Source organism: Stenotrophomonas sp. Steno-C15, assembly GCF_056393265.1.
In genome coordinates this window covers 224,103-245,225 of sequence record NZ_JBWJPF010000001.1, presented here as the reverse complement: position 1 = coordinate 245,225, position 21,123 = coordinate 224,103, and the positions used below count along the sequence as shown (strand labels likewise).

Below are 21,123 nucleotides of genomic sequence, written 5' to 3'. Positions count from 1 at the left end.
GGGCGATTCAGCCGGGCTGGCCGAAACGGTCGGCGAAGTCGTCGGTCGCGCGCACCAGCGCGTCGGTCGTGGCCGCTTCGTTCGCACTGTGGCCGGCAATCACCATCTCCAGCCTGGCTTCCGGCCACGCCTTGGCCAGTTCCCACGCGCTGCGTGGCGGACAGATGATGTCGTAGCGGCCCTGTACGATCACCGCCGGGAGGTGGCGGATCCGCTCCACATCGCGCAGCAGCTGGCCGGGCTCAAGGAAGGCCCCGTTGCGGAAGTAATGCGCTTCTATCCGGGCCTTGGCCAGGGTATCCATCGGGTCGCTGCTGGATTCGGCGGACACCTCGTGCTGCAGGGTCGCAGCATTGTCCTCCCAGCCCAGCCACGCCGTTGCGGCAGCAATGCGGATGGCGGGGTCCGGGCTGTCCAGGCGTGTCCAGTACGCCTGCAGCAGGTTGCCGCGCTCATCTTCGGGAATGTGCGCTTCATAGCGGTCCCAGCGCTCCGGAAATATCCAGCGCGCACCGCCCTGCGGCTCGGAAAACCATTGGTTCTCGATGTCCCGCCCCAGATACACGCCGCGCACGATGAGGCCGGTGGCGCGGGCGGGATGGGCCTGCGCGTACGCCAGCGACAACGTCGAGCCCCAGGAGCCGCCATACACCAGCCAGCGCTCGATACCGAGGTGCTCACGTACCTTCTCGATATCGGCCACCAGTTCCTGCGTGGTGTTGTCGCGCAGTTCGCCGAACGGGGTGGAACGGCCGCTGCCGCGCTGGTCGATCAGCACGATGCGGTACCGCGCCGGGTCGAAGAAGCGACGATGCGTGGGTGAGATGCCGGCACCGGGACCGCCATGCAGATACACCACCGGAATGCCGTCGGGCGTCCCGCACTCTTCGACATGCAGGGTGTGCAGCGTGCTCACGGGCAGAGTGTGCTCGCGATAGGGCGTGATCGGGGGATACAGCGTGCGCATGATGGACGTCAGTGGACCGGGGCCTGACAGCATACCCCCGGCGCGCGCCTACAATGGCGTCATGTCCAGGCAGCCCACTCTCGACGACCTGCGCCGCTACGCGGTGGCGCGCACCCTGTTCCCGCCAACAACGTTGATGGCCGCGATCCGGCGGCTGGGCTTCGTACAGGCCGATCCGATCCGCGCGCCGGCCCGGGCACAGGATCTGACACTGCGGCATCGGGTGAAGGACTATCGGGCCGGTGACCTCGAGCGGCGTTACCCGCGCCTGCCGGTAGAGGAGGACTGCCTGGTCAACTACGGCTTCCTGCCGCGCGAGTACCTGGCGTTGATGCATCCCCGCGTGGCCCGGCGTGCATGGGACGCGGACACCGAACGCCGTGCGGCGGATGTGCTGGCGTTCGTGCGCGAACGTGGCAGCGTGCATCCGCGCGAGGTCGACCAGGCGTTCGCGCACGGCCGGGTGACCAACTACTGGGGCGGCACCAGCAACGCCAGCACGCATCTGCTGGAGGGCATGCACTATCGCGGCCTGCTGCGGGTGCAGCGGCGCGACAGCGGAACGCGCATATACAGCGTGGCCGAGCATGCGCCGGCGGAGGACAGCGAGGACGGGCGCGTGCGGCGCGCGGCTGCACTGGTCGCGCTGATCGTGCGCAAGTACGCGCCGCTTCCATCGGCCAGCCTGACCTACCTGGCCCGGCTGCTGGGCTACGGCGCACCGCATCTGGCCGAGCAGACCCGGCAGGCGCTGAAGCTGGCGAAGGAACAGCTGGCGAGCGCTACCGTGGAGGGCACCACGTGGTACTGGCCGGCGGACGAGAATCCGCGCTCACGACGGCATGCGCCGGACGAGCAGGTACGCCTGCTGGCGCCGTTCGATCCGGTGGTCTGGGACCGCCGGCGGTTCGAGCTGCTGTGGGGCTGGGTCTACAGGTTCGAGGCCTACACGCCGGCGCCCAAGCGCCAGTATGGCTACTACGCGCTGCCGATGTTGTGGCACGAGCAGGTGGTGGGGTGGGCCAATGTGACTGTCCGCGACGGCCAGCTTGAGCCATCGCTCGGCTACGCGGGGCGCTCACTGGCGCGCGACCGGCTGTTCCGCAGTGCGCTGGAGGACGAGCTGCAGCGCATGGCGCTGTTTCTGGCGGGCGGGCGCGGGGCCGGGTAGCGCTCGCAGCAGGTTGCTGTGGGCGCGTTCGCCATGATCGCCGAGCGTCGTTTCGATGACGTCGACGGCGCCTGCATGACGGCGCAGGCACAGTGGTAGCTCTGCCCGCCGGCTTCAGGAGTTCTGCATGGCCCGCCGCAAGACGTTGCGCATCGCCACGTTCAACGTCAACGGTATCGGCACGCGCTTGCCCCATCTGCTTGCCTGGCTCGACAGGACATCGCCGGACGTGGTCGCATTGCAGGAGCTGAAGGCCACCGATGCTGCATTCCCGGCCGATGCGCTGGAACAGGCCGGCTACGGTGCACTGTGGCTGGGCGAAGCGCGATGGAATGGCGTGGCCCTGCTGGCAAGGGATGCGGTGCCGGTGGAGAGCCGGCGGCGGTTGCCGGGCGAACCGGCGGATGTGCAGAGCCGCTATCTGGAAGCGGCGGTGCACGGCATCGTCGTGGGTGGTCTCTACCTGCCCAACGGCAATCCCCAGCCGGGCCCCAGGTTCGACTACAAGCTGCGCTGGATGAAGCGCCTTATCCGTCACGCGCGCAGCCTCGTCGATCTCCCGCACCCTGCAGTGCTGCTGGGCGATTTCAACGTCATCCCCACCGAGGCCGATGTGTACGACCCGAAGGCATGGCGCCGCGACGCGCTGTTCCAGCCGGAGGTGCGCGAGCAGTTCGAGCATCTGCTCGCGCAGGGCTGGACCGACGCCCTGCGCAGCGTGCACGGTGACAGCACGATCTACACATTCTGGGACTACTTCCGCCAGCATGCCGAGCGCGACCGGGGACTGCGCATCGATCACCTGCTGCTGAACCCGATCCTGGCGGCACGCCTGGTGGATGCAGGCGTGGATCGTTGGGTGCGCCTGCAGGACAAGGCCAGCGATCACGCGCCAACGTGGGCGACGGTGCGCACCTGATCCGGATCCGGCGTTGTCCGTCGGCACTGTGGTGGGGCGTCCGCTCAGCGCGTCTGCAACGATGCCTGCAGGGCGGCGGCCAGGGCAGCATCACCTGACACCAGGTCACGCCAGCGCAGGACCACACCCTTGCGCCGGCCTTTTTCCACCAGCTTCAGGCCCTGCGGATCAAGCGTCAGGGTGTAGTGCTGGCCGTCGATCTCCAGTTCACGCCGCAGTGGCCGGTCCAGCGGCGTCATCTGCGTGCTGCCGATGCAGGCCGGGGGGCGCGTGCCGAGACGTGCCGATGGCCGCGGACATGCCAGCGCCACGGAAAGTCGACGGCGCGGCTGATGCCGATCCGCGGGCCGATGACCGGGTCCGTCGGCGGAGGTGTGCCGTCGCGGGCAATGACCACACCGTGGCTGCCCGTCACCAGATCGGCGCCGTCGAAGCTCTTGTCCAGGCCGAATGCCTGGGACAGCTTGCCTGGGCCGCTGGCAAGATCGCGGTCGTGCCGTGCGGCTGGCCTGAGTTCCCGCATCCTGTCGATGCCCTGCACGGGCTCCGCTGCACGCAGCAGGACTGCCACGCCCTCGTGTTCCTGCCCGCACACCACGTTGCTTCCCCAGTGGATGCCGTAGCTGAAGTACACGTACAGATGCCCGGCCTCCCCGAACATGCTGGCTGTCCGCGGCGTCGGTCCTCGGTAGGAGTGCGCGGCCGGGTCCTGGCTGCCGCCGTAGGCCTCGACCTCGACGATACGGGCCGCCCGTCCATCGCTGCGTATCAGCAGCGCATTCAGGAGTTCGGGGGCGACCTCCTGCGGCGGACGCTGGTAGAAGCGGCGCGGCAGGAGCGTCCAGTGATCGGGCAGCCAGTCAGGCACGGCGGTAGCGGGTCGGCGAACGGGGGATCAGTCTGACGCTGGCAGGGTGAAGCGGATGCGGACGCGGCGTCAATCCGGTGAACGCGGCGCGCGAAGCGCCGCACGCCGGGCGGCGTAGACTTCCGGCGTCTGCGGTTTGACGAACAGCGCCACCAGTTCCGGGTACTCACGCTTGACGGCGTTTTCGATGCGGGTGATGCAGGCCTCGATCTGCGGCGTATGCCGATCATCCTCGAACTCCGCGCTGAGCATGGCCACCACCTGCTCCGGGCCCATCTGCATGGTGGTCACGCCATTGGCGCGGCGCAGATCGGCATCGGTTTCGGCGACGGCCAGGATGCGCTTGGCCACCGCTGGATGGGCAGGCTCGCCCACCAGCAGACCCTTGGTCTCGCGTGCCAGCAGAAACGCAGTCACCGCCAGAACTGCGGCGATGCACAGCGAGGCCACGCCGTCCAGGACCGGCATGTCCAGCAGTTGCGCCGCGACCAGCCCGGCCAGCGCGAAGCCGAGACCGAGCAGGGCTGCACTGTCCTCCAGAAGCACGGTGAACGTGGACGGGTCCTTGCTGCGTCGGAACGCCTCGAAGTAGCCGAGCCTGCCCTTGGTGCGGCGGAACTCGCGCAGCGCCACCCACCACGACGCGCCTTCGAAGAGGATGGAAATGCCCAGCACGCTGTAGCTCAGCACATGGTGGGTCGCCGGTTCCGGCTGGCGGATGTGCTGGATGCCCTCGTATGCCGACACGCCCGCGCCCGCCGCAAACACCAGCAAGGCCACGATGAAGCTCCAGAAATACAGCTCGCGCCCGTAGCCGAATGGATGCACGGCGTCCGGCGCCTTGCCGGCCCTGCGCAGCCCGTACAGCAACAGCACTTCGTTCAGGGTGTCGACCAGCGAGTGCACGCCTTCACTGAGCATCGCTGAACTGCCGGAGATGCCAGCGGCGATGAATTTGGCCACGGCAATGGCGAGGTTGCCGGCCAGGGCGGCATAGATGACGAGGCGGGGACCGGTGGGGGCGGACATCGCAGGGCGGTTCAAGGAAGGTTGCCTGATCTTCCTGATGCTGCCGTCCCCGGGGCGTGCAGGGCGTCCGTCAGCGACCCTTCGGATTCAGGTAGAGCCGCGCGCCGTCGGACTCGCGAAAGCCAGACCACCGTCCGCCACCCGATGCACGGAAACGGCCGTACACCGTGTTGCTGGTGTCGGTCAGCAGCAACTGGTTACCGGAAAGCAGCCAGCGGTTGGCCGGGAAGAATCCCTCTGGACAGCCCGCCGGCACATAGGCGCTGTAGCCGCCGAACCACTCCATGCTCTTCAGTTCGATCGTGCAGGTGTTCCCGTTCTCCTCGCCCAGCGTCCACGTGCCGAACAGGTCGCTGTCACGCAGATCGCGGGGATGGCGGCGTTCCTGGCCCCAGCGATCGGTGTCATCGGGGACGCCGATCTCCAGATCCACGCCGGTGCTCTCGCTGTTCGATTCGGAATGCGTCCGGGAATGGGTGCTGGACTGCGAGGTCATCGAGCCGCTGCTGCCGAAGGCCGTGTCATCGCTGCGCTGGCTTTGGCTCTGGGTGGTCGAGGTCTGGGTGGTCTGCGAGGTCTCGGTGCTCTGCTGGCCAAAGCCGAAGGATGCATCCTGGGCCATGACGGGAAGGGACAGGCAGCACAGCGCGGCCAGGCAGGTACGCGGGAGCAGGGCGATCATGGCGGGATGCTCGGGAGGGCGACCCGGAAAGCATGCGACCGGCAGGGTGGGAGACCGCGTGATGGTGCCATGCCGGCTGCGCAACGGTCCTCGATGGCGGGCACCGTGGCGGTGCCCGTCGCCCCGGTCCGGCGCTCAGGGCCTGGGTTTCAGCCGCGCCACGCGTCGTCGGTACTGGTAGACGTTGTCGCCCTCGATGCGGGTGGCCTCGGTGCCGCGCACCTGGCCCACCTTCTGGTCCGAGCCGCTGACGGGCGCGGCCTGCACTTCGGTTTCATGCTCGAAGGCGTGTGATTTGTCGGTATTGCGGTAGTAGCGGTACAGCGCCCAGTACAGCGCGGTCGCGCCGGCCGGACCTGCCGCCAACAGCCAGAGGCCACTGTCGTCGCTCATGCGGTCGCCATCAGAATGAGGATTGCCACTGCTTCGATGATCGTGCCGGCCGTAAGGGCTGCCAGCAGCATCTTCCACTGCTGCACGGGCACGCTTCCCATGGTTTCGCCGGTACGCCCGTTCACCGCGATGTAGTGCAGCATGCCGCCGTTGCGGCCGGGCTGATGATAGGAGTACAGCCAGACCGGCAGGTACATGGATACCCAGCGGGTGCCATGCACGTCCAGCTGTTCCTGCTCCCAGCGGACGCCCCGGTTGTAGCCGCGCACCGACGCTTCCACCTGTGCGCGCGCGATCGACAGCAGCTGGTCCTCCAGCCGCGGGCGCAGCGCTTCGACATCGAGATTGCGCTTCTCGGACGTGAAGCCGGCCAGGTAGGACGCGTTCCATTTCACCGCGTTCTTGGTGTCGAACGGCAGAATGGTGTTGATGATGTTGTTGGTGTTGGCACTGATGTCCAGATTGCCGCGCTCGGCAGAGGATTCCAGCGGCAGATCGTCGACGGTGAAGTTCACCTGGCGCTCGATCTGGTAGACATCGGCATCGTATACGGTGCGCTTGTTCTTCTCGCTGCCCACGGTGTATCGGCGGGTCTGGATCTCGCCCTTCCCCGCCACGGCGGCGCTGACATTGCTGTCCACGATCATGTACGGCAGGTACACGCCGACCACGTTTTCGGGCGTGAACTGATCCTTGAAGGCTTTCAGGGCGAACAGACGGCGCTTGTCGACGAACTGGCGGATGCGGGCAACCGCATCGTCCTTGCTGATGTGGAACGGCAGTACCGCATCCGGCACCGCGCCATTGGCGATCTGCTCGTTAACGCCGAACACATGCCGGCACCAGTGGCAGCGCGCCGTCATCGTGCTCTCGGTGTTGACCGTGACTTCGGCACCGCAGCCGGTGCATTTGAAGCTCATCAGCGCCGACGCATCGGCATCGATGTCGCGTGCACCGCTGGCAATGATGGTGCCACGCAGCTGGTCGATGTTCTCGCCCAGACCGAACGCCTCTTCCACCCGGGCGCCATGCCATTCGTGACGGCAGTACAGGCAGACCAGGATGTCCGTGCCGAGCTTGGGCCGGATATCGGTGGCGCCGCATTTCGGGCACCGGTTCAGGCCGTCCTTCAACTCGGTGGCGGAGGTGTCAATGGCCAGCGGGTCCGGGGCGTCCACTTCGTCGCGGATCGCCTGCGGCAGCTGCGAGGTGTCCAGCGGGAAGCTGCCGGGTGGGGGAGGGACGTCCCGCGGAGAGCCCGGACCGTCCGACGCCGCCCCCGGCAACGGCGGCGGTGTCACAGGGCCGGAAGCGGGCAGCGGAGGCGGTCCGTTGCGTGGATCTGACATGTGCGGTTCGCGTCCTGCGGGTTACAGGCCCAGCGCCTTGGCCTTCAACGCATCATAGTCATCCTGGGTGATCAGGCCCAGGTCCAGCATCTCCTTGGCCTTTTTCAGCTTGGCCACCGGGTCATCCGCAGCCGGGGTGGCCGGCTGCTGCATGCCGCCGACACCGAACATGCCCGATGCCATGCCGACCCCCACCAGGCCTGCCGCGCCGCCGTTCTCGCCGGCGGACTGGATGCCCTGGGCGACACTGGCCTGCAGGTTGGAGTTGCCGCGCGATCCGGCCAGCGCGTCGGCGCGCTGCACGGTCTTGAGCAGTTCGCGGGTAGTGGCGTCGTATTCGATGGAGACGATCGCCGTCTTGACGATGGCCAGGCCGCGATCGCTCTGCCACTGGTAGGCCTGCTCGACGGCGGCCGACAGGCTCTGCGCGAAGCCGATCGAATCCTGCTGCAGCCGGGTGATGCGGTTGCCCTTGCCCGGATCGTTGGTGTACAGGCTGAAGGCCGGCGCCAGCGAGCCCACCACCTCATTGAACAGCTGGGTGGCGGCAGCGTTGTCCAGGTCGGTGAAGTCGAACACCTTGCCCGGCTGCAGGTAGGCTGCGGGTACGAAGTTCTTCACGAACAGGATCGGATCAACGATCTTCAACGTGTACGAACCGCGGGTGACCGCGCCGACCTGGGTGTTGAGGAAACCGTCATCCCAGTAGATCTCCGACTGGGTGCCGAAACGGTTGTCCGGCAGTTCCTTCAGCGAGACGAAGAAGGCGGCCTGCTGGCTTCCCGGCTGGCCACCGAACTTGAAGCGCTCCCAGCTCTGCTTGATGAAGGTGCTGACCAGGCCATCGCCGGCGAAGAGGGACTGCGAGTTCAGGTCGTCCGAGCGCCATTCGTATCCGCCCGGTTCGGCGACGAAGGCGGTGATCGCACCGTCCTGGAACAGCAGCAGGCCGTAGCCCTCGGGCACGACGATCTTCGAGCCGTTGCTGATGATGTTGGACGACGCGTGGGTATTGGAGCCGCGCCCGGCATTGGTGCCCTGCGGGACCGCAGCGAACAGGGCTGCGGTGGCCGGTAGGCCGGTGGGCACGGTGTAGAAGTCCTTCCACTGGTCGGCCAGCACACCACCGACCGCACCCTTCACCGCCTGTACCAGACCCATGGCCAACTCCCTGTTGTTGCGTGGACAGGCACCATGCCTGTCGAGCCCGCCTGAATATAGCAGCGGGCGGGGGCGGGCGTGCCATCCCTTGCTGAATCAGGCGGCGGGCGGCCGTCGCAGCGCCTGCAGCACGGCCGCCATGTCCAGCCCGCCCAGGCCGAGCCGCTGGGCGCGAGCGAAGAGAGCATCGCTGGCCTCGATCAGCGGTGCCGTGATGCCGGCGTCGCGCGCCGCCGCAGCCACCAGCTGGCTGTTCTTCAGCACGTCGGTGATCGACGCCTGCACCGCATAGTCGCCGCGCACCATCTTGTCGAGCTTGATCCGCGAAACGTCACTGGCCATCGGGCCGGCATCAAGCACCTGCGCGAAGCGCTCCAGCGGAATGCCGTGCGCTTCGGCGAAATGCACGGCCTCGGCCAGGCCGGTCACCAGCGTGATCAGGTACAGGTTCACGGCGAGCTTCATGCGCAATGCCGCGGGAACATTGCCGCAGGGAACGCATTGCCTGCCCAGCGGCGCCACCAGCGCGGAGGCCTGTGCGACGTCCTCGTCTTCACCTGCCAGCAGGATGACCAGCTGCGCGGCTTCGGCCTGCACCCGCGAGCCGGACACCGGGGCTTCCACATAGCGCCCGCCGGCTGCGCGCACCTGCTGTGCCAATGCCTGCGAATAGGACGCGGAGCTGGTCCCCATGTTGATCAGCAGGCGACCGGCAGCACGCGCGGCGAATTCGGGGCTGTCGCGTGCCAGCACGCTGTCGATCGCCGCGTCGTTGGCGAGCATGAGGATGATCGTGCCGCAGGCAGCGAACACGTCTTCAACGCCATCGGCCACTTCGACACCGGCGGCGACCGCCTCGGCGTCGTTGCGGCCCGAGCGCGACCATCCCAGTACCTGGCTTCCCGTCCGCGCCAGGTGCGACGCCATCGGCGTTCCCATCACTCCGAGCCCGATGAATCCGACAGGCATGACTGCTTCCGCTGGGGACAAGGCGCCCATCATGCCGCAGGGCGCCGGCGACCGGCAGGGATTGACCGCGCGCAGTCGGGGACGCAGGCTGGGCCGGTTCATGGCCGCCCGACACCCATCGCCCCTGTCCGCATCCTCGCACGCCATTGAAGGGATGGCGTGCGAGGAGGATGCGTGGCCCTGCCTCGTGCATGCGGGGAGGCCATGAACCAGAGCCCGGAACTGCTGCGCCGGTTGCTGCGTGCCCGCGACTGCATGGACCGCGCCAGCCACGAACCGTGGCCGGTCGCCCGTCTGGCCGACGTCAGCGCAGTGTCCGTGGCGCACTTCGCACGCTCCTTCAAGCAGGCGTTTGGCACACCGCCCCATCGCTACCTGCTCAGCCGGCGCATCGAGCGGGCGGTTGCCCTGCTGCGCGAGACCGAACTGCCCATCACCGAGATCGCGCTGGCGACCGGCTGGGTCAGCCTGGGCACCTTTGGCCGCATCTTCCGTGACATCACCGGCGCCAGCCCGGGTGCCATCCGCGAACGCGAGCGCGCAGGGGTGGCGGCGCAGGGTCGGGTACCGGAGTGCCACGCCCGCGCGGCGCGACGCCCTGACCTGAAGACCGCAGTTCTGGAGAAGCGGCGACGCGACAGCGCTGCTAACGTCGCTCCCGACTGAGGGAGGTCCCATGACGAACAGCGTGAATGTGGTCGGCCTGTACGTGCGCGACCAGGATGAAGCACTCGACTTCTACGTCGGCAAGCTCGGCTTCGAGGTGCACACCGATGTGCGCAACGGTGACTACCGCTGGCTGACGGTCCGCAGCCCCGGGCAGGACGGCGTCCAGCTTGGCCTGTTCCGGCCCGGCCCACCGGTCCACGACGCTGCCACCACGGCGAGCCTGCAGCAGTTGCTGGCCAAGGGCGCGATGCCGCCCCTGGTGCTCGCGGTGGACGATTGCCGGGCCACCTACGAAGCGTGGCGACAGCGCGGGGTCGAGTTCACCCAGGAACCGGTCGAGCGCTACGGCGCGGTCGATGCCGGATTCCGTGATCCTTCCGGCAATGGCTGGAAGATGATCGAGGCCCGGTCCGATGCGAGGCGGCGGCCATGAGCCGTGGGCGCGGGGCCGGCCCCACGCTGCATCCGGTTGACCGGATCACGCCACGGCGCCGGCCGCGTGGGCGGCCAGCAGGGCCGGCAGCTCGTCCATGCGCTGGAACACCCGATGGACGCCTGCGGCGCGCAGTGCCTCCGGGGTGCTGTGGTGCGGCCCGCCTTCGCTGAAGCCGAACACGGTGGCACCCGCGGCCACGCCGGCCGCAGCGCCGGTCACGGTGTCCTCGATCACCGCACAGCGTTGCGGCTCGACGCCCAGCGAAGCGGCAGCGGCCAGGTAGACATCCGGATGTGGCTTGCTGCGCGGCATGTCCTGGCCGCTGAAGACATGGCCCTCGAAGGCGTCGAACATCCCGACCTTGCGCAGTTGCAGTTCCACCTTGTGCAGGTCCGCGCCGGAGGCGCAGGCGATGCGGCCGCCGGTGGCGGCGTGGATGGCCCGCACGGCTTCAGGGGCACCTGCGATGGCGGTCAGGTCCCGCTCCAGGGCACGATTGCGCTGCTGGCGGAACTCCTCCAGCCATTCGGCGGTGAAGGGTTTTCCCGTGCGCTCCTCGATCAGGCCGGCCAATCCGGCGACGGACTTGCCGAGAAAGACCTCGCCTGCCTGGGCGGGGGTCAGCAGCCAGCCGCGCGCACTCAGCATCTCGGAGAGCACGCGGGCCACCAGCGGCTCGGAATCCACCAGTACGCCATCGCAGTCGAACAGCACCGCATCGAAGGGGTAGGGGGACATCGACAACTCCTGCCAGTGAAAAGCCCATCATTATCGCCGGTTCGCGCAGCGCCGGGTTGCCGGGTTGCGGATGCGATGCCGAGGGCGCGCCGACTACAGGCCCGGCTCCCGTCCCATGCGATGCGCCAACGCGAAGATCGCATCAGCCCCGGCCTGGGCAGCGTCCCTGTCTTCCGGCTGCAGGTCGCTGGTGAACAGGTCCTCGACCGACTCCGGCCCGCACATGCCTGCCTGACTGCACAGGCGGTTGAGCAGCGGAGAGTCGATTCCGCAGGGGACGCCGAGCCGGCATCCTGCGAGCATCCAGGCCGCTGTGGCGACCTCGCTGCCGGCGGGAACGCCCTGCAGCTGCTCGCGCCTGCCGGCTGCCGTTGAACCCATCAGGTTGGAAAGTGCCACGTACGCCTCGCCATCCTCCTGCAGGAGGACGGCTTCAATCAGTGTCCTGTGATCGGCCAGGGACAGATCAGAACGTCCATGCCTGATCTGCTCTTCTATCTGGGCCACCAGGCTGCCCTGCCGGGCGGCCAGGCTTCGGTAGTGCCGGACGTTCCTGATGCTCTCGACAGTGCCAGGCGAGAACCCGGCACAGCGCCTCTGCAACCATGCGTGGCTGCGTATCAGAGCCGCACGGCGCTCGGGAGGGATGTCGATCGTCGCGATTGCCGCGGGGTCGAGGAACATCACGCACTCGTCGTAGATCCGGCTCAGGGCCAGGCTGGCGTCGGCGTCGCCGCTGCGCGAGCGCTGCTCCAGGTCGGAGATGAGCAGATCCAGGCGGGCCGCCTCGCGGTAGCGCGCCATGGGTGAAAGCACGGGCTTGGCCTGTCCGGTACCCGCGGCGGCTGCCGACGCCGGCGCACCGTGCAGCGCAGCCTCGGCTCCGGTAGTGGCCGTGGGTGATTGCGTGCTGTCCGCAGACCGCCGCGAGGCGACGACAAGCGTCATCGCCAGGAGGACCAGCAGGGCGGCCACGCATGCGGCCATCCGGAACGGGAACTTCGCCATTGACCTCTTCTCGGCAATTGAATCTGCCGGCACCGGCCGGGAGCTGTCTGTGTGCCTGCATCGGCACGCTCGAGCCTAGCACGCCGCATTCATGTTCAGGCCTGGCGACAGGGGCGTTCCCGCCATGTTGCGTCGCAAGGTGTCTCCCACCATTCGCACTGGTACGGTCCGGCTCGTCGCACTGCAGCGACGGGGAGAAACGACGATGCGCAAGATGCTGCTGCTGTTGATCCTGTTGACCGGCCTGTCACCTGCCGCCTGGGCGGTGACCGTCACCACCACCCATCAGACGATACCCAGCTGGGACGGAACACCGCTCGGGGTATTCGTCATCCAGCCGCAGGGGCAGGGCGAGGGACGCCTTCCGCTGCTGGTCATGCCCAGCAGTTGGGCCGTTCCCAGCGTGGAATATGTCGGCGTCGCGCAGGCGCTGGCCCAGCGTGGCTATATCGTGCTCAGCTACAGTTCGCGCGGGTTCTGGGAGTCGGGTGGGGCGATCGACATCGCCGGACCCGCCACCGTCGAAGATGTCAGCGCGCTGATCGACTGGGCGCTGGACAACACCCGGGCCGATCCTGCCCGCATCGGTGTCTCCGGCATCTCCTACGGCGCCGGCACCAGCCTGCTGGCGGCGGCGCGTGATCCGCGCATCAAGGCAGTGGCCGCACTGAGCGGCTGGGCCGACCTGCAGGCGGCGCTGTACAGCAATGACACCCCCAGCGCGCAGGGCATTGCCCTGCTGGTGGCCGCCGGCCTGGCCACCGGCCGTCCCGGTGAGGAGCTGGCCACGATCAACCGCAGGGTGGTGACCGGCAACTTCCAGGGCGCGGTGGAATCGTTGCTGCCGGTTGCGGCACTGCGCAGCCCGTCCGCCAGCGTGGCGGAGATCAACGCCAACCGCCCCGCCATTTTCCTGGCCAATGCCTTCAACGACAGCCTGTTCCCGCCCGGCCAGCTGGTGGACTTCTTCAATGCGTTGACTGGCCCCAAGCAGCTGCAGCTGCGTCATGGCGATCATGCCCTCAACGAGGCGCTGGGTGCGCTGGGGGTGCCGAATGAGGTCTACGCCTCGGTGGGGGACTGGTTCGATCACTACCTCAAGGGCGTGGCGAACGGCATCGATCGTGCCCCGGCCGTGCAGCTGAAGTCGCAGAAGGGCAGCTGGAACACCTATGCAGACTGGCAGGCGACCCGTGCCGGGGCGACCCAGTACGCGCTGACCGCGCCGGGCGGACTGCTGCTTCCCACGGGCGGCCTGGTCGAGAACGGGCGCAGCAGCGGCTGGAGCTACCGCATCGGCAGTGGCCTGCCGACCGCTGCCAACTCCGGTGTCGCGATGGTGTCCGGCTCCCTGCAGATGATCAACGTTGCGCCTGGCGCCTACGTGCCCTTCATCGGCCGCAATGCCGCCGGCGTCTGGCAGAGCCCGGTCTACTGGAGCGCCCGTCGCCTGGACGGCATGCCGGAAGTGCGCGTCACCGTCACCCCCAGCCGGGCCGACACCACGCTCTATGCGTATCTGTTCGTCGAGGACGTCCTCGGCAACGGGCAGCTGATCAGCCACAAGCCGTACACCCTGCGCAGCGCGACCCCAGGGCAGGCCAGCACGCTCGATCTGCGTCTTGAAGCGAGCAGCTGGAACATCCCGGCCGGAAGCCGGCTGACCTTGGTGATCGACACCGTGGACCTGCGCTATGCCGGCGTCAGCCAGCTGGGCGGAACGGTCACCTTCAGTTCCCCGGCCAACGCACCTTCAGTCCTGCGGGTGCCCTTGCACTGAGGCGATGCCGCGTTCCTCGACGGGGACGCGGCCGCGTGCGGCGGAGGAAGCGCACGGCGCCGCTGCCAGCGGCGCCTGCTGCATCCGCGTGCCATGCGCCGCATACCATCGCAGGTCTTCGATGAGGCGGGCGATGTCACTGGCCGACGCCGGGTCTGCCGTGCGTTGGCGCAGTGCCGGCATCAGGGCCCGCGCGATGGCTTCGATGCCACGCTCGCCAGCGATGGCCGCGCTGCCGCAGATGCGGTGGGCCATGTCGCTGGCCTTGCCCCAGACGCCCGCCTCGACCGCGACCTGGAGATCCTGCAGGTCGCTGTCATACGATTCCCAGAAGATCTCCAGCATTCCGCGTGCGATCTCGTCCCCCGGTCCGCGGCCCAGCCAGGCCCTGAGCTGGAAGGTGGAGAGAGGTTTGGTCACGACGTGATCGAACCCCGCCTCGGCGCACTCCTTCGCATGTTCAACGCCCTCCATCGCTGAGATCGCCAGGATGCTGGCACGTCCTTGCCGCCGCGAGTGTTCAATCGCGCGGATCCGTCGGCACAGTGCGTAGCCGTCCATGTCGGGCAGGTTGCAGTCCAGCAGGATCGAGCCGAACTGAGGAGCCGTCCGGATCACGCGCAGGGCATGCGCAGCATCCGTCGCCAAGGTCACCGACAGCCCCATCGCCTCGATCTGCGCCTTGAACATCCGTGCACTGTAGATATGGTCCTCCACGATCAGTACCGATGGATTCCCGTGCGTGGCGGTCGCCTGCTGTTGGAGTGCGAGCGTGGGAGCGGAAGGTTCGCAGGCTCGCGCGTGACGTGCGGGAAGCACGACGTGGAAGCGACTGCCTTTTCCGGGGCTGCTCTCCACCTGGATGGAACCCCCCAGCCGCTGCGTGATGCGCGAGCAGATGGACAGGCCCAGGCCAGCACCGCCCAGGGCGCGTCCCTGCTGGCTCTGCCAGTAGTCGGAGAACAAGGCGTCGCGCTCCTCGGCACTCATGCCGATACCGCTGTCGATGACCTCGATGTTCAGCGTGCAGTGCCCGGACGTGCCGGCCTCCACCCACAGGCGTACACGTACGTCACCGTTGCGTGTGAACTTGATCGCGTTGGACAACAGGTTGACGACCACCTGCCGCACCACGATGGGATCGATCCACAGATCGCCCGGCTCGCCGCCGGGCAGTTCCACATGGCAGGTTACGTTGCGTTCGCGCGCCTGCGGGCGGAACGCGCGCACCGACTCCTCGATCAGGGGGCGCAGCGCGACCCGCGTTGGCTCCGCTGCGCGGCTGCCTCCTTCAAGTCGCGAGTACTCCAATGCGTTGTTCAGCAGAAGACTGAGGCTGGAGGCACTGGCCAGGGCTGCATCGAGGGCCCCTTCCTGCTCCGGAAGCACGGGTCCCTTGCCGAGCAGGTCGGTTGCCGAAAGCAGCGCATTGGCCGAATTGCGGATTTCATGGCTGACCACGGCCAGCATCCTTGCCTTCTCCTGCGCGGCGCGTTTGGCCAGATCCCGTGATCGCTTCATCTGGTAGGCCGCGAACGCCAGCGCCAGCAGGACGAGGGCGGCGGAAATCGCTTCCGTCCGGTAGTACAGCAGGATTGCGCCGACCGAGGGCGGCGTGCGGTACACCGTCTCCAGCCAGCCATCGATCACATCCCGGTGATGGGCGACCGAAAGCGCGCGGAGTCCGCTGTCGATGGTGTCCAGCAGCGCCTTGTCCTCGCGCCTGACCACCGCACGCACCACGATCGGCAGCTCCGCGACCGCACCGGACGCGACCAGGGTATGCTGGAAGTATCGGCGGATCACCGGGTTGTACAGCGCATCGGTTCCCAGCGCCGCATCCGCCGTTCCCGACTCGACCGCACCGAGGATCTGCGGCACTCCCGTGAACTCCAGCACCTTGATATCCGGATGATGGCGCCGGATCCAGTCGACGTACTGGCTGCCCTCGCGTACGGCGACCACGTGGCCGGACAGCGCGCCCAGCGTAGCGAAACCGGGCCCCGCCGCGCGCGAGAACAGCAGTGTCCTGCCCTCGTAGTAGGGCGGCGACACCAGGAAGCGGTCATCCTGCGGAAGATCCAGGTCCATGACCGAAGGCACCAGATCAACCGTGCCTGCCTGAAGGTGCCGATAGGCGTCCGCAGGTGATCGGGTGGGTACGAACTGGAAGCGGACGCCCGCGAGCCCGGCGATGTGCATCATGTAGCGATAGGCGGAAGCACCTTTCCCGGTGGCGAAGCCAACCGCACGCCCTCCATCCAACTGCGGATCGGCGGCCACACGGATGATGCGCGCCTGCGTGACGTCGTCGTTGCGGGAGGAGTGATGGACTCCCGTGGCAAGCGCGCAGAGCAAAAGCGCGGCTGCAGCCAGCAGCCCGGCCATTCCTGTTGATCGTTTCATCGGCCTTCCAGAGGCGGGCAAAGCACGTGAGCGGATCTCACGGGACGTTGTGCTGAAGAAGCCGTGGCGACGCGGTGCTGTCACCCCGCGGTGCTCCTCCATTTCGGTGCTGGAAGGCTAGCAAAGAGTGCCCGATGCGTCTTTGCAACTAATTGTATTGGAGAACCTGAACGAGCCGTACATCATTCGTGCCCCGGCCCGCTGCCGCCTTCCCACTACACGAGGTGCCAACGCGACCCTGGGCGCGCCCGTCGGCAGACGCGCTCATTCCAGTCCCAACTCCGATGCGAACCTGAAAAGTTCGGCATTGCTGCTCACGCCGAGCTTGCGCATTGCCGCACGCTTCTGGGTGCTGACCGTCTGCTTGGTGACCGCCAGCTCAAGCGCAATCTCATTCACGCCCTTGCCCGCCAGGAGCAGATGTACCACCTGTGCTTCGCGAGGCGAGAGCAGTTCGCCGGCGGAATCGAATCCGTTCACATCGCGGCTGGCCAGGATGGCGGGTGAGAAATACCGGCGTCCCTGGGATGCGGCCAGCAACGCTCTGGCGACATGCCGCAGGTCATCCGACTTGCTGACCACCGCGGCCACCCCGCGCGTGAGCAGAACCTGGATGATCGGCCACTGGTCCAGCGCGGTGAGAACCACGATGCGCAGTGCCGGGTACCTGCTGCACAACGTATCCACCAACGCCAGGCCATCGCAGCCGTCGCCAGCGGGCATGGAGTAGTCGACGACGGCAACATCGGCAGGCTGGACAGCGAGGAGGTCCAGCAGTTCGACGCCGTTTGCAACGCTGGCCAGGCATTGGAATCCTGCCTGCTCATCGACGATCGCCTCAACCGCAAAGCGTGTGATCGGATGATCGTCGGCAATGACAACATCCTCGACTCGGTCTTTCATAGTGTTTTCCTTCGCATTGCGTTTTCGCGAACAGGAAACTTCACGGCCAACCTGACAAGCGTCAACAGAAGGAGGCGCGAAACATGCCTGTCGAATTCATCATCGCCGATGATCACCCCGTGGTCACCATCGGCGTTGCCCGGCTCATCGCCGCACACCCGGACCTGTCCCTGCGCGGGTGTGCCAGGAATTCGAGCGAGCTCGTCAACCTGCTGGCCACCACCAGCGTGCAGGTCGCGGTGATCGACTACTCGATGCCGGGTGGCGAGTACGGAGACGGTCTGTCATTGATCCGCTTCCTCCTGCGACGCTTTCCTCGCACGGCGCTCGTCCTGCTCACCGGGAACGACAGCAGCCACATCATCGAGCATGCGCAGCGAGCCGGCGTGAAATGCATCGTTGCCAAGTCCGATCCGCTGGAGTACCTGCCACCGGCCATTCTCGCCGCGGCGGTCGGCAGGAACCACCTGTCGCCGCGGATGCTCGAACTCGCTTCGCTGCATGAGCAGCGACCGGGCGTGGTGCTGTCGGGGCGCGAGCTGGAGGTCCTGCGCCTTCTGGTCGAAGGTTACAGCCAGCGCGAGGTGGCCCGCCAGTTGTGCCGCAGCGTACAGACCATCAGTGCACAGAAGCGCTCGGCGATGAAGAAGCTCGGCCTCAACAGCACCATCGATGTCCATCGCTATGCTGCTGCCAATGGCTGGGTGACGTGTGCCGATGGCGGATAGGCCTGCGGCATTTGCAAACTAGTTCGATTGTGGAAGTGAACTGCCATCCATACAGTGACTGCAACTTAACTCGTAGTCCGGGGGAGCGGAATGACCATTGAACTGGATGCCTGCGTAGCCGGAGTGCTTGCACGGTTCGCTGCACTGGATGTCGAGCAGCAGCGGTGGTTCCTTGATTCATTGAACGGCTACATGTATGCGTCCGCGCCGCAGCGGAGGCAGCTGCGCAGCACGTGGGAGAACCATCGTCACGACGAGGTGGGCGGTCGCAGCGCCGTGCCCCGGCAGGCCTAGGCGGCCACGCGTGTGGAGTGGGGCGCCCGCACACATCATCGCTGTTCCGTGACGCCCACGATCTGCACCGATTCCCGATACAGTGCAGCAACGCCGGACCTCGCCGCGCTTGCCTGCTCCAGTAGTTTCTCTTCCACGGGCAGAAGCCCGGAGCGACATGCCTGCACCACGTCCTTGCACTCCATCATCATCCACTTCGTCTGACTGTCGTCCATCACGATTCTCGACAGCACGCGCGAGGCTTTGCGCAATGCGATCTCCCGCGATGTCGCATGGGCACAGACGTAGGCGTAGAGCGGGGGCGCGAGGCCATGGCGATCACGCCGCAGGTCGAACTTCATCAGAAAGCACACACGCATCCGAACACCGCATCTCCGGCCGGGTCAAACGGCGCGCCATCGCGCCGACAGTGCAACTCCAGCGGGTTTCGCTGCAGTGCAATATGGCAACAGTGCAATCAAGTCCGCGTTCTTTCCATAGAACTTTTATCAATCATTCGTTGCCGAGCTGGCCGGACAGGGCGATCCGCGCTGAACTTCGGAGTTGTTCGATTGAGTGCTCCAGCCGGCGGACATAGCATGGACGGCGCGCCGGCGCAGGAAGCGGCGAGGGGGCTGTTACCTACATGGACCATGTCGAGGGGGTCAAGACGATGTTCACAGCGGGAGCCGGAGTACTGTCGGATCTGCGTCACTGCCTGTGCCGGGACTCCGCAACGATGCCCCATGATGAAGGTGCCATTCTGGGGCCGTCATCTGCATCGGAAGAGGCAGGCGTGCGCAGCCACATTGCCTTCCTGTGCCGATTCCCCGATCGCGATGTGCCGGTGATCACCAGCCGGTTCATGGGCCGGTCACTGACGGTAAGCATCGGGCTGGAGCCCCGTGGCGTCGGTCACGCAGGAAGGCAGGCCACCGGGGCAGAGCAGCGTGCGCTGCGCAGCGCGTGCGGCCGCGGTCGCATCCATACCGTTGCCATATCCACACGCACCGCCGCTCCGATCACCCTGCACGGCATGTTCCGTTCGGTGCCCGATGGCGAAGGCGTGATGATCCTGTGCGCCGACGATGCGGTCCGCCAGCATGTGATCGCTCTGATGGGCCTGTCGAACCACTGTTCCAGCTGCGGCGCGACCCGCTGATTCCCTGTTACAGCGTGCGCAGTACACGAAGCTGAGCCGTTCATCCGCGCGGCCCGGGATTTCGAATTATTCGGAATAGTTGCATACCCAGGCAGAGTATCCGTCCCTATCGTAGCGCCCTTCGATGAAGAGGGTGTCGGCAACGCCGCACCCCGACCTCAAGGAAGCTCCGATGAAACGCCTCATTCTGCTGGGCGCAGCCTTGCTGTTGCCCACGTTCGCCAGCGCCGAAATGCCGTCGATCCACGTCGGCGCCATGTACGAGTACCTGTTGCCCGACCAGGGCGCATTGCTGAAGCGTGTCCGCAACAGCGGTGACGCCACGGCATTCGTGCGTGTGCAGGTCACCGAGGTGCGCTACACGGAGGACAACACGCCTTACGAGGTCGATGTGGAGCCGGGTGTGTATGGCGGTGGTGGCAATGCCCTGATTGCCAGCCCTTCGCGCCTCATCGTTCCGCGCCAAGGGCAGCAGGCCACGCGGCTGCTCTTCCACGGCAATCGTGACAAGGAGCGCTATTACCGCGTCCGCTTCGTGCCTGTGCTGCCGAAGAAGGAGGACGAGTTCGCACTGACCGAGGCGCAGTCCGAGGACTATCGCCGTTCCATCGCGGCCGGCGTCAACGTGCTCACCGGCTATGGCGTCTTCGTCATCGTGCATCCGGAAAAGCCGTTGTCTGATCTGCGCACTGATCGCCAGGCCGACCGCACCGTGGTGCACAACGCGGGCAACAGCACCGTGGTGCTCGACAACGTGCGCCAGTGCAGCACCGGCACCCAGCCCGGGCAATGCGGAGCGTCGCGCAGGGTGCATCTGTTGCCCGGACGCAGCGAGGCATTCGCACATCTGCCTGGCCAAGACCATCGCTTTGAAATCGTCGAGGGGAAATCCCGCAAATCCGTCCTGCTCGACTAGCAGCTTCCTCTGAAGCTGCGTCCACCGCCGCATACGTCGGCATTTTCCAACCCTGGAGCAATTGCAATGAACCTGAAGTCCATCACCGTGGCCGCCCTGGCCACCCTGACCCTGTCGCCGGCCGTCGCCTTCGCCGATCCGGAGCAGTTCCCGCTGCAGATCAACGTCACGGCCACCGTGCCGTCGCCGACCGGCCTGCAGATTTCCCCCGTGGGTGACTGGGCCGGCGAAACCCAGGACCTGCCGTGGAACATGACCACGCAGCGTCTGGAGCCGGTGCAGAAGCAGATCGACATGAAGAGCGGCCTGGGCGCGATCACTGCGCACCTTGCCTACGACGCCAAGCTGGCGGCAGACGCCGGTGAAATGCCGATGACGGTTTCCGTGGCCGGCAAGACCCTGGACGTGGGCCCGGCCGCCGCCGTTGAAGTCGCGACTGAAGTCGAGGCTGCGGCTGGCAAGCGTGCCCTCGTGTCCATCGCAGCGGCGCCGGCCGGCGGCGACTACCTGCAGGGCAACTACAGCGGCACCGTTTCGATGATGTTCGAAAGTCGTTCGCCGTAAGCACAGTCCTGTGCAGACCGGGCGCGCCCGCT

24 protein-coding genes are annotated in these 21,123 nt (G+C 66.8%); 10 read left to right on the top strand and 14 right to left on the bottom strand.

Annotated elements, in window-relative coordinates; all coding sequences use genetic code 11:
• Positions 1–7 precede the first annotated feature (7 nt).
• The gene (gene pip, locus AC06FB_RS01090) at positions 8–967 is read right to left on the bottom strand and encodes a prolyl aminopeptidase (protein ID WP_111186908.1); all 960 of its coding nucleotides are present in this window, start codon (positions 965–967) and stop codon (positions 8–10) included.
• A 61-nt stretch (positions 968–1,028) separates the two neighbouring features.
• Between pip and AC06FB_RS01085 the strand changes: the two genes are divergently transcribed.
• Positions 1,029–2,138 (top strand): DNA glycosylase AlkZ-like family protein, encoded by a 1,110-nt coding sequence (locus AC06FB_RS01085; protein WP_111186909.1) that lies wholly within the window; start codon positions 1,029–1,031, stop codon positions 2,136–2,138.
• A gap of 127 nt (positions 2,139–2,265) precedes the next feature.
• On the top strand, positions 2,266–3,057 hold the full coding sequence (locus AC06FB_RS01080) for an exodeoxyribonuclease III (RefSeq protein WP_193395828.1): 792 nt from the start codon (positions 2,266–2,268) through the stop codon (positions 3,055–3,057).
• 44 nt (positions 3,058–3,101) lie between these two features.
• Here AC06FB_RS01080 and AC06FB_RS01075 read toward each other — a convergent pair whose 3' ends face one another.
• The 8 genes from AC06FB_RS01075 to AC06FB_RS01040 form a co-directional block, all read right to left on the bottom strand.
• Positions 3,102–3,296 (bottom strand): hypothetical protein, encoded by a 195-nt coding sequence (locus tag AC06FB_RS01075; protein ID WP_111186911.1) that lies wholly within the window; start codon positions 3,294–3,296, stop codon positions 3,102–3,104.
• Positions 3,293–3,925: a DNA-3-methyladenine glycosylase gene (locus AC06FB_RS01070; protein ID WP_065176091.1), complete on the bottom strand. Its 633-nt coding sequence runs from the start codon at positions 3,923–3,925 to the stop codon at positions 3,293–3,295. Before AC06FB_RS01070 ends, AC06FB_RS01075 begins: the two co-directional genes overlap by 4 nt.
• Positions 3,926–3,994: 69 nt before the next feature.
• Complete coding sequence (locus AC06FB_RS01065; RefSeq protein WP_478053273.1) at positions 3,995–4,954, bottom strand: cation diffusion facilitator family transporter; 960 nt, start codon at positions 4,952–4,954, stop codon at positions 3,995–3,997.
• A gap of 70 nt (positions 4,955–5,024) precedes the next feature.
• Complete coding sequence (locus AC06FB_RS01060) at positions 5,025–5,636, bottom strand: AprI/Inh family metalloprotease inhibitor (RefSeq protein ID WP_478053272.1); 612 nt, start codon at positions 5,634–5,636, stop codon at positions 5,025–5,027.
• 135 nt (positions 5,637–5,771) lie between these two features.
• Positions 5,772–6,029, bottom strand: a complete 258-nt coding sequence (locus AC06FB_RS01055; RefSeq protein WP_053515893.1) for a hypothetical protein — start codon at positions 6,027–6,029, stop codon at positions 5,772–5,774.
• The gene (locus AC06FB_RS01050) at positions 6,026–7,378 is read right to left on the bottom strand and encodes a TFIIB-type zinc ribbon-containing protein (protein ID WP_460255740.1); all 1,353 of its coding nucleotides are present in this window, start codon (positions 7,376–7,378) and stop codon (positions 6,026–6,028) included. Before AC06FB_RS01050 ends, AC06FB_RS01055 begins: the two co-directional genes overlap by 4 nt.
• A gap of 21 nt (positions 7,379–7,399) precedes the next feature.
• Positions 7,400–8,539 (bottom strand): SPFH domain-containing protein, encoded by a 1,140-nt coding sequence (locus AC06FB_RS01045; protein ID WP_193395822.1) that lies wholly within the window; start codon positions 8,537–8,539, stop codon positions 7,400–7,402.
• A 96-nt stretch (positions 8,540–8,635) separates the two neighbouring features.
• On the bottom strand, positions 8,636–9,508 hold the full coding sequence (locus AC06FB_RS01040; RefSeq protein WP_460255739.1) for an NAD(P)-dependent oxidoreductase: 873 nt from the start codon (positions 9,506–9,508) through the stop codon (positions 8,636–8,638).
• Positions 9,509–9,712: 204 nt separating this feature from the next.
• On the opposite strand from AC06FB_RS01040, the gene AC06FB_RS01035 reads away from it, so the two are divergent.
• Positions 9,713–10,174, top strand: a complete 462-nt coding sequence (locus AC06FB_RS01035; RefSeq protein WP_111186918.1) for a helix-turn-helix transcriptional regulator — start codon at positions 9,713–9,715, stop codon at positions 10,172–10,174.
• Positions 10,175–10,184: 10 nt separating this feature from the next.
• The gene (locus AC06FB_RS01030) at positions 10,185–10,610 is read left to right on the top strand and encodes a VOC family protein (protein WP_053515885.1); all 426 of its coding nucleotides are present in this window, start codon (positions 10,185–10,187) and stop codon (positions 10,608–10,610) included.
• A gap of 45 nt (positions 10,611–10,655) precedes the next feature.
• Here the strand turns inward: AC06FB_RS01030 and AC06FB_RS01025 are convergent, their stop codons facing one another.
• Together AC06FB_RS01025 and AC06FB_RS01020 are read right to left on the bottom strand one after the other, a co-directional pair.
• Entirely contained in the window at positions 10,656–11,351 is a 696-nt protein-coding gene (locus AC06FB_RS01025) for an HAD family hydrolase (RefSeq protein WP_111186919.1), read from the bottom strand.
• 93 nt (positions 11,352–11,444) lie between these two features.
• A complete protein-coding gene (locus AC06FB_RS01020) occupies positions 11,445–12,359 on the bottom strand; it encodes a hypothetical protein (RefSeq protein WP_478053271.1) in 915 nt (304 codons plus the stop codon).
• Between the two features lie 205 nt (positions 12,360–12,564).
• On the opposite strand from AC06FB_RS01020, the gene AC06FB_RS01015 reads away from it, so the two are divergent.
• On the top strand, positions 12,565–14,139 hold the full coding sequence (locus AC06FB_RS01015) for a S15 peptidase family protein (RefSeq protein WP_346475144.1): 1,575 nt from the start codon (positions 12,565–12,567) through the stop codon (positions 14,137–14,139).
• Here AC06FB_RS01015 and AC06FB_RS01010 read toward each other — a convergent pair.
• Positions 14,113–16,545 carry an ATP-binding protein gene (locus tag AC06FB_RS01010; RefSeq protein WP_478053270.1) on the bottom strand — a complete coding sequence of 811 codons (2,433 nt, stop codon included), beginning with the start codon at positions 16,543–16,545 and terminating at the stop codon, positions 14,113–14,115. The two genes, AC06FB_RS01015 and AC06FB_RS01010, sit on opposite strands and share 27 nt — an antisense overlap.
• A 264-nt stretch (positions 16,546–16,809) precedes the next feature.
• Positions 16,810–17,448: a response regulator gene (locus AC06FB_RS01005; RefSeq protein WP_065182300.1), complete on the bottom strand. Its 639-nt coding sequence runs from the start codon at positions 17,446–17,448 to the stop codon at positions 16,810–16,812.
• Between the two features lie 83 nt (positions 17,449–17,531).
• Between AC06FB_RS01005 and AC06FB_RS01000 the strand changes: the two genes are divergently transcribed.
• Both AC06FB_RS01000 and AC06FB_RS00995 read left to right on the top strand, forming a co-directional pair.
• The gene (locus AC06FB_RS01000; protein ID WP_111186923.1) at positions 17,532–18,176 is read left to right on the top strand and encodes a response regulator; all 645 of its coding nucleotides are present in this window, start codon (positions 17,532–17,534) and stop codon (positions 18,174–18,176) included.
• 90 nt (positions 18,177–18,266) lie between these two features.
• Positions 18,267–18,470 (top strand): hypothetical protein, encoded by a 204-nt coding sequence (locus tag AC06FB_RS00995; RefSeq protein WP_065176077.1) that lies wholly within the window; start codon positions 18,267–18,269, stop codon positions 18,468–18,470.
• A 35-nt stretch (positions 18,471–18,505) separates the two neighbouring features.
• On the opposite strand, the gene AC06FB_RS00990 is transcribed toward AC06FB_RS00995, so the two are convergent.
• Positions 18,506–18,811, bottom strand: a complete 306-nt coding sequence (locus AC06FB_RS00990; RefSeq protein ID WP_146256257.1) for a hypothetical protein — start codon at positions 18,809–18,811, stop codon at positions 18,506–18,508.
• A gap of 284 nt (positions 18,812–19,095) precedes the next feature.
• Between AC06FB_RS00990 and AC06FB_RS00985 the strand changes: the two genes are divergently transcribed.
• The 3 genes from AC06FB_RS00985 to AC06FB_RS00975 all read left to right on the top strand — a co-directional run bounded on the left by AC06FB_RS00985 (position 19,096) and on the right by AC06FB_RS00975 (position 21,091).
• Positions 19,096–19,611 carry a hypothetical protein gene (locus AC06FB_RS00985; protein WP_460255736.1) on the top strand — a complete coding sequence of 172 codons (516 nt, stop codon included), beginning with the start codon at positions 19,096–19,098 and terminating at the stop codon, positions 19,609–19,611.
• Between the two features lie 172 nt (positions 19,612–19,783).
• Entirely contained in the window at positions 19,784–20,527 is a 744-nt protein-coding gene (locus AC06FB_RS00980; protein ID WP_262100613.1) for a CS1 fimbrial subunit B flags: Precursor, read from the top strand.
• Between the two features lie 66 nt (positions 20,528–20,593).
• Positions 20,594–21,091: a CS1 type fimbrial major subunit gene (locus AC06FB_RS00975; protein WP_053515864.1), complete on the top strand. Its 498-nt coding sequence runs from the start codon at positions 20,594–20,596 to the stop codon at positions 21,089–21,091.
• Positions 21,092–21,123: the final 32 nt, after the last annotated feature.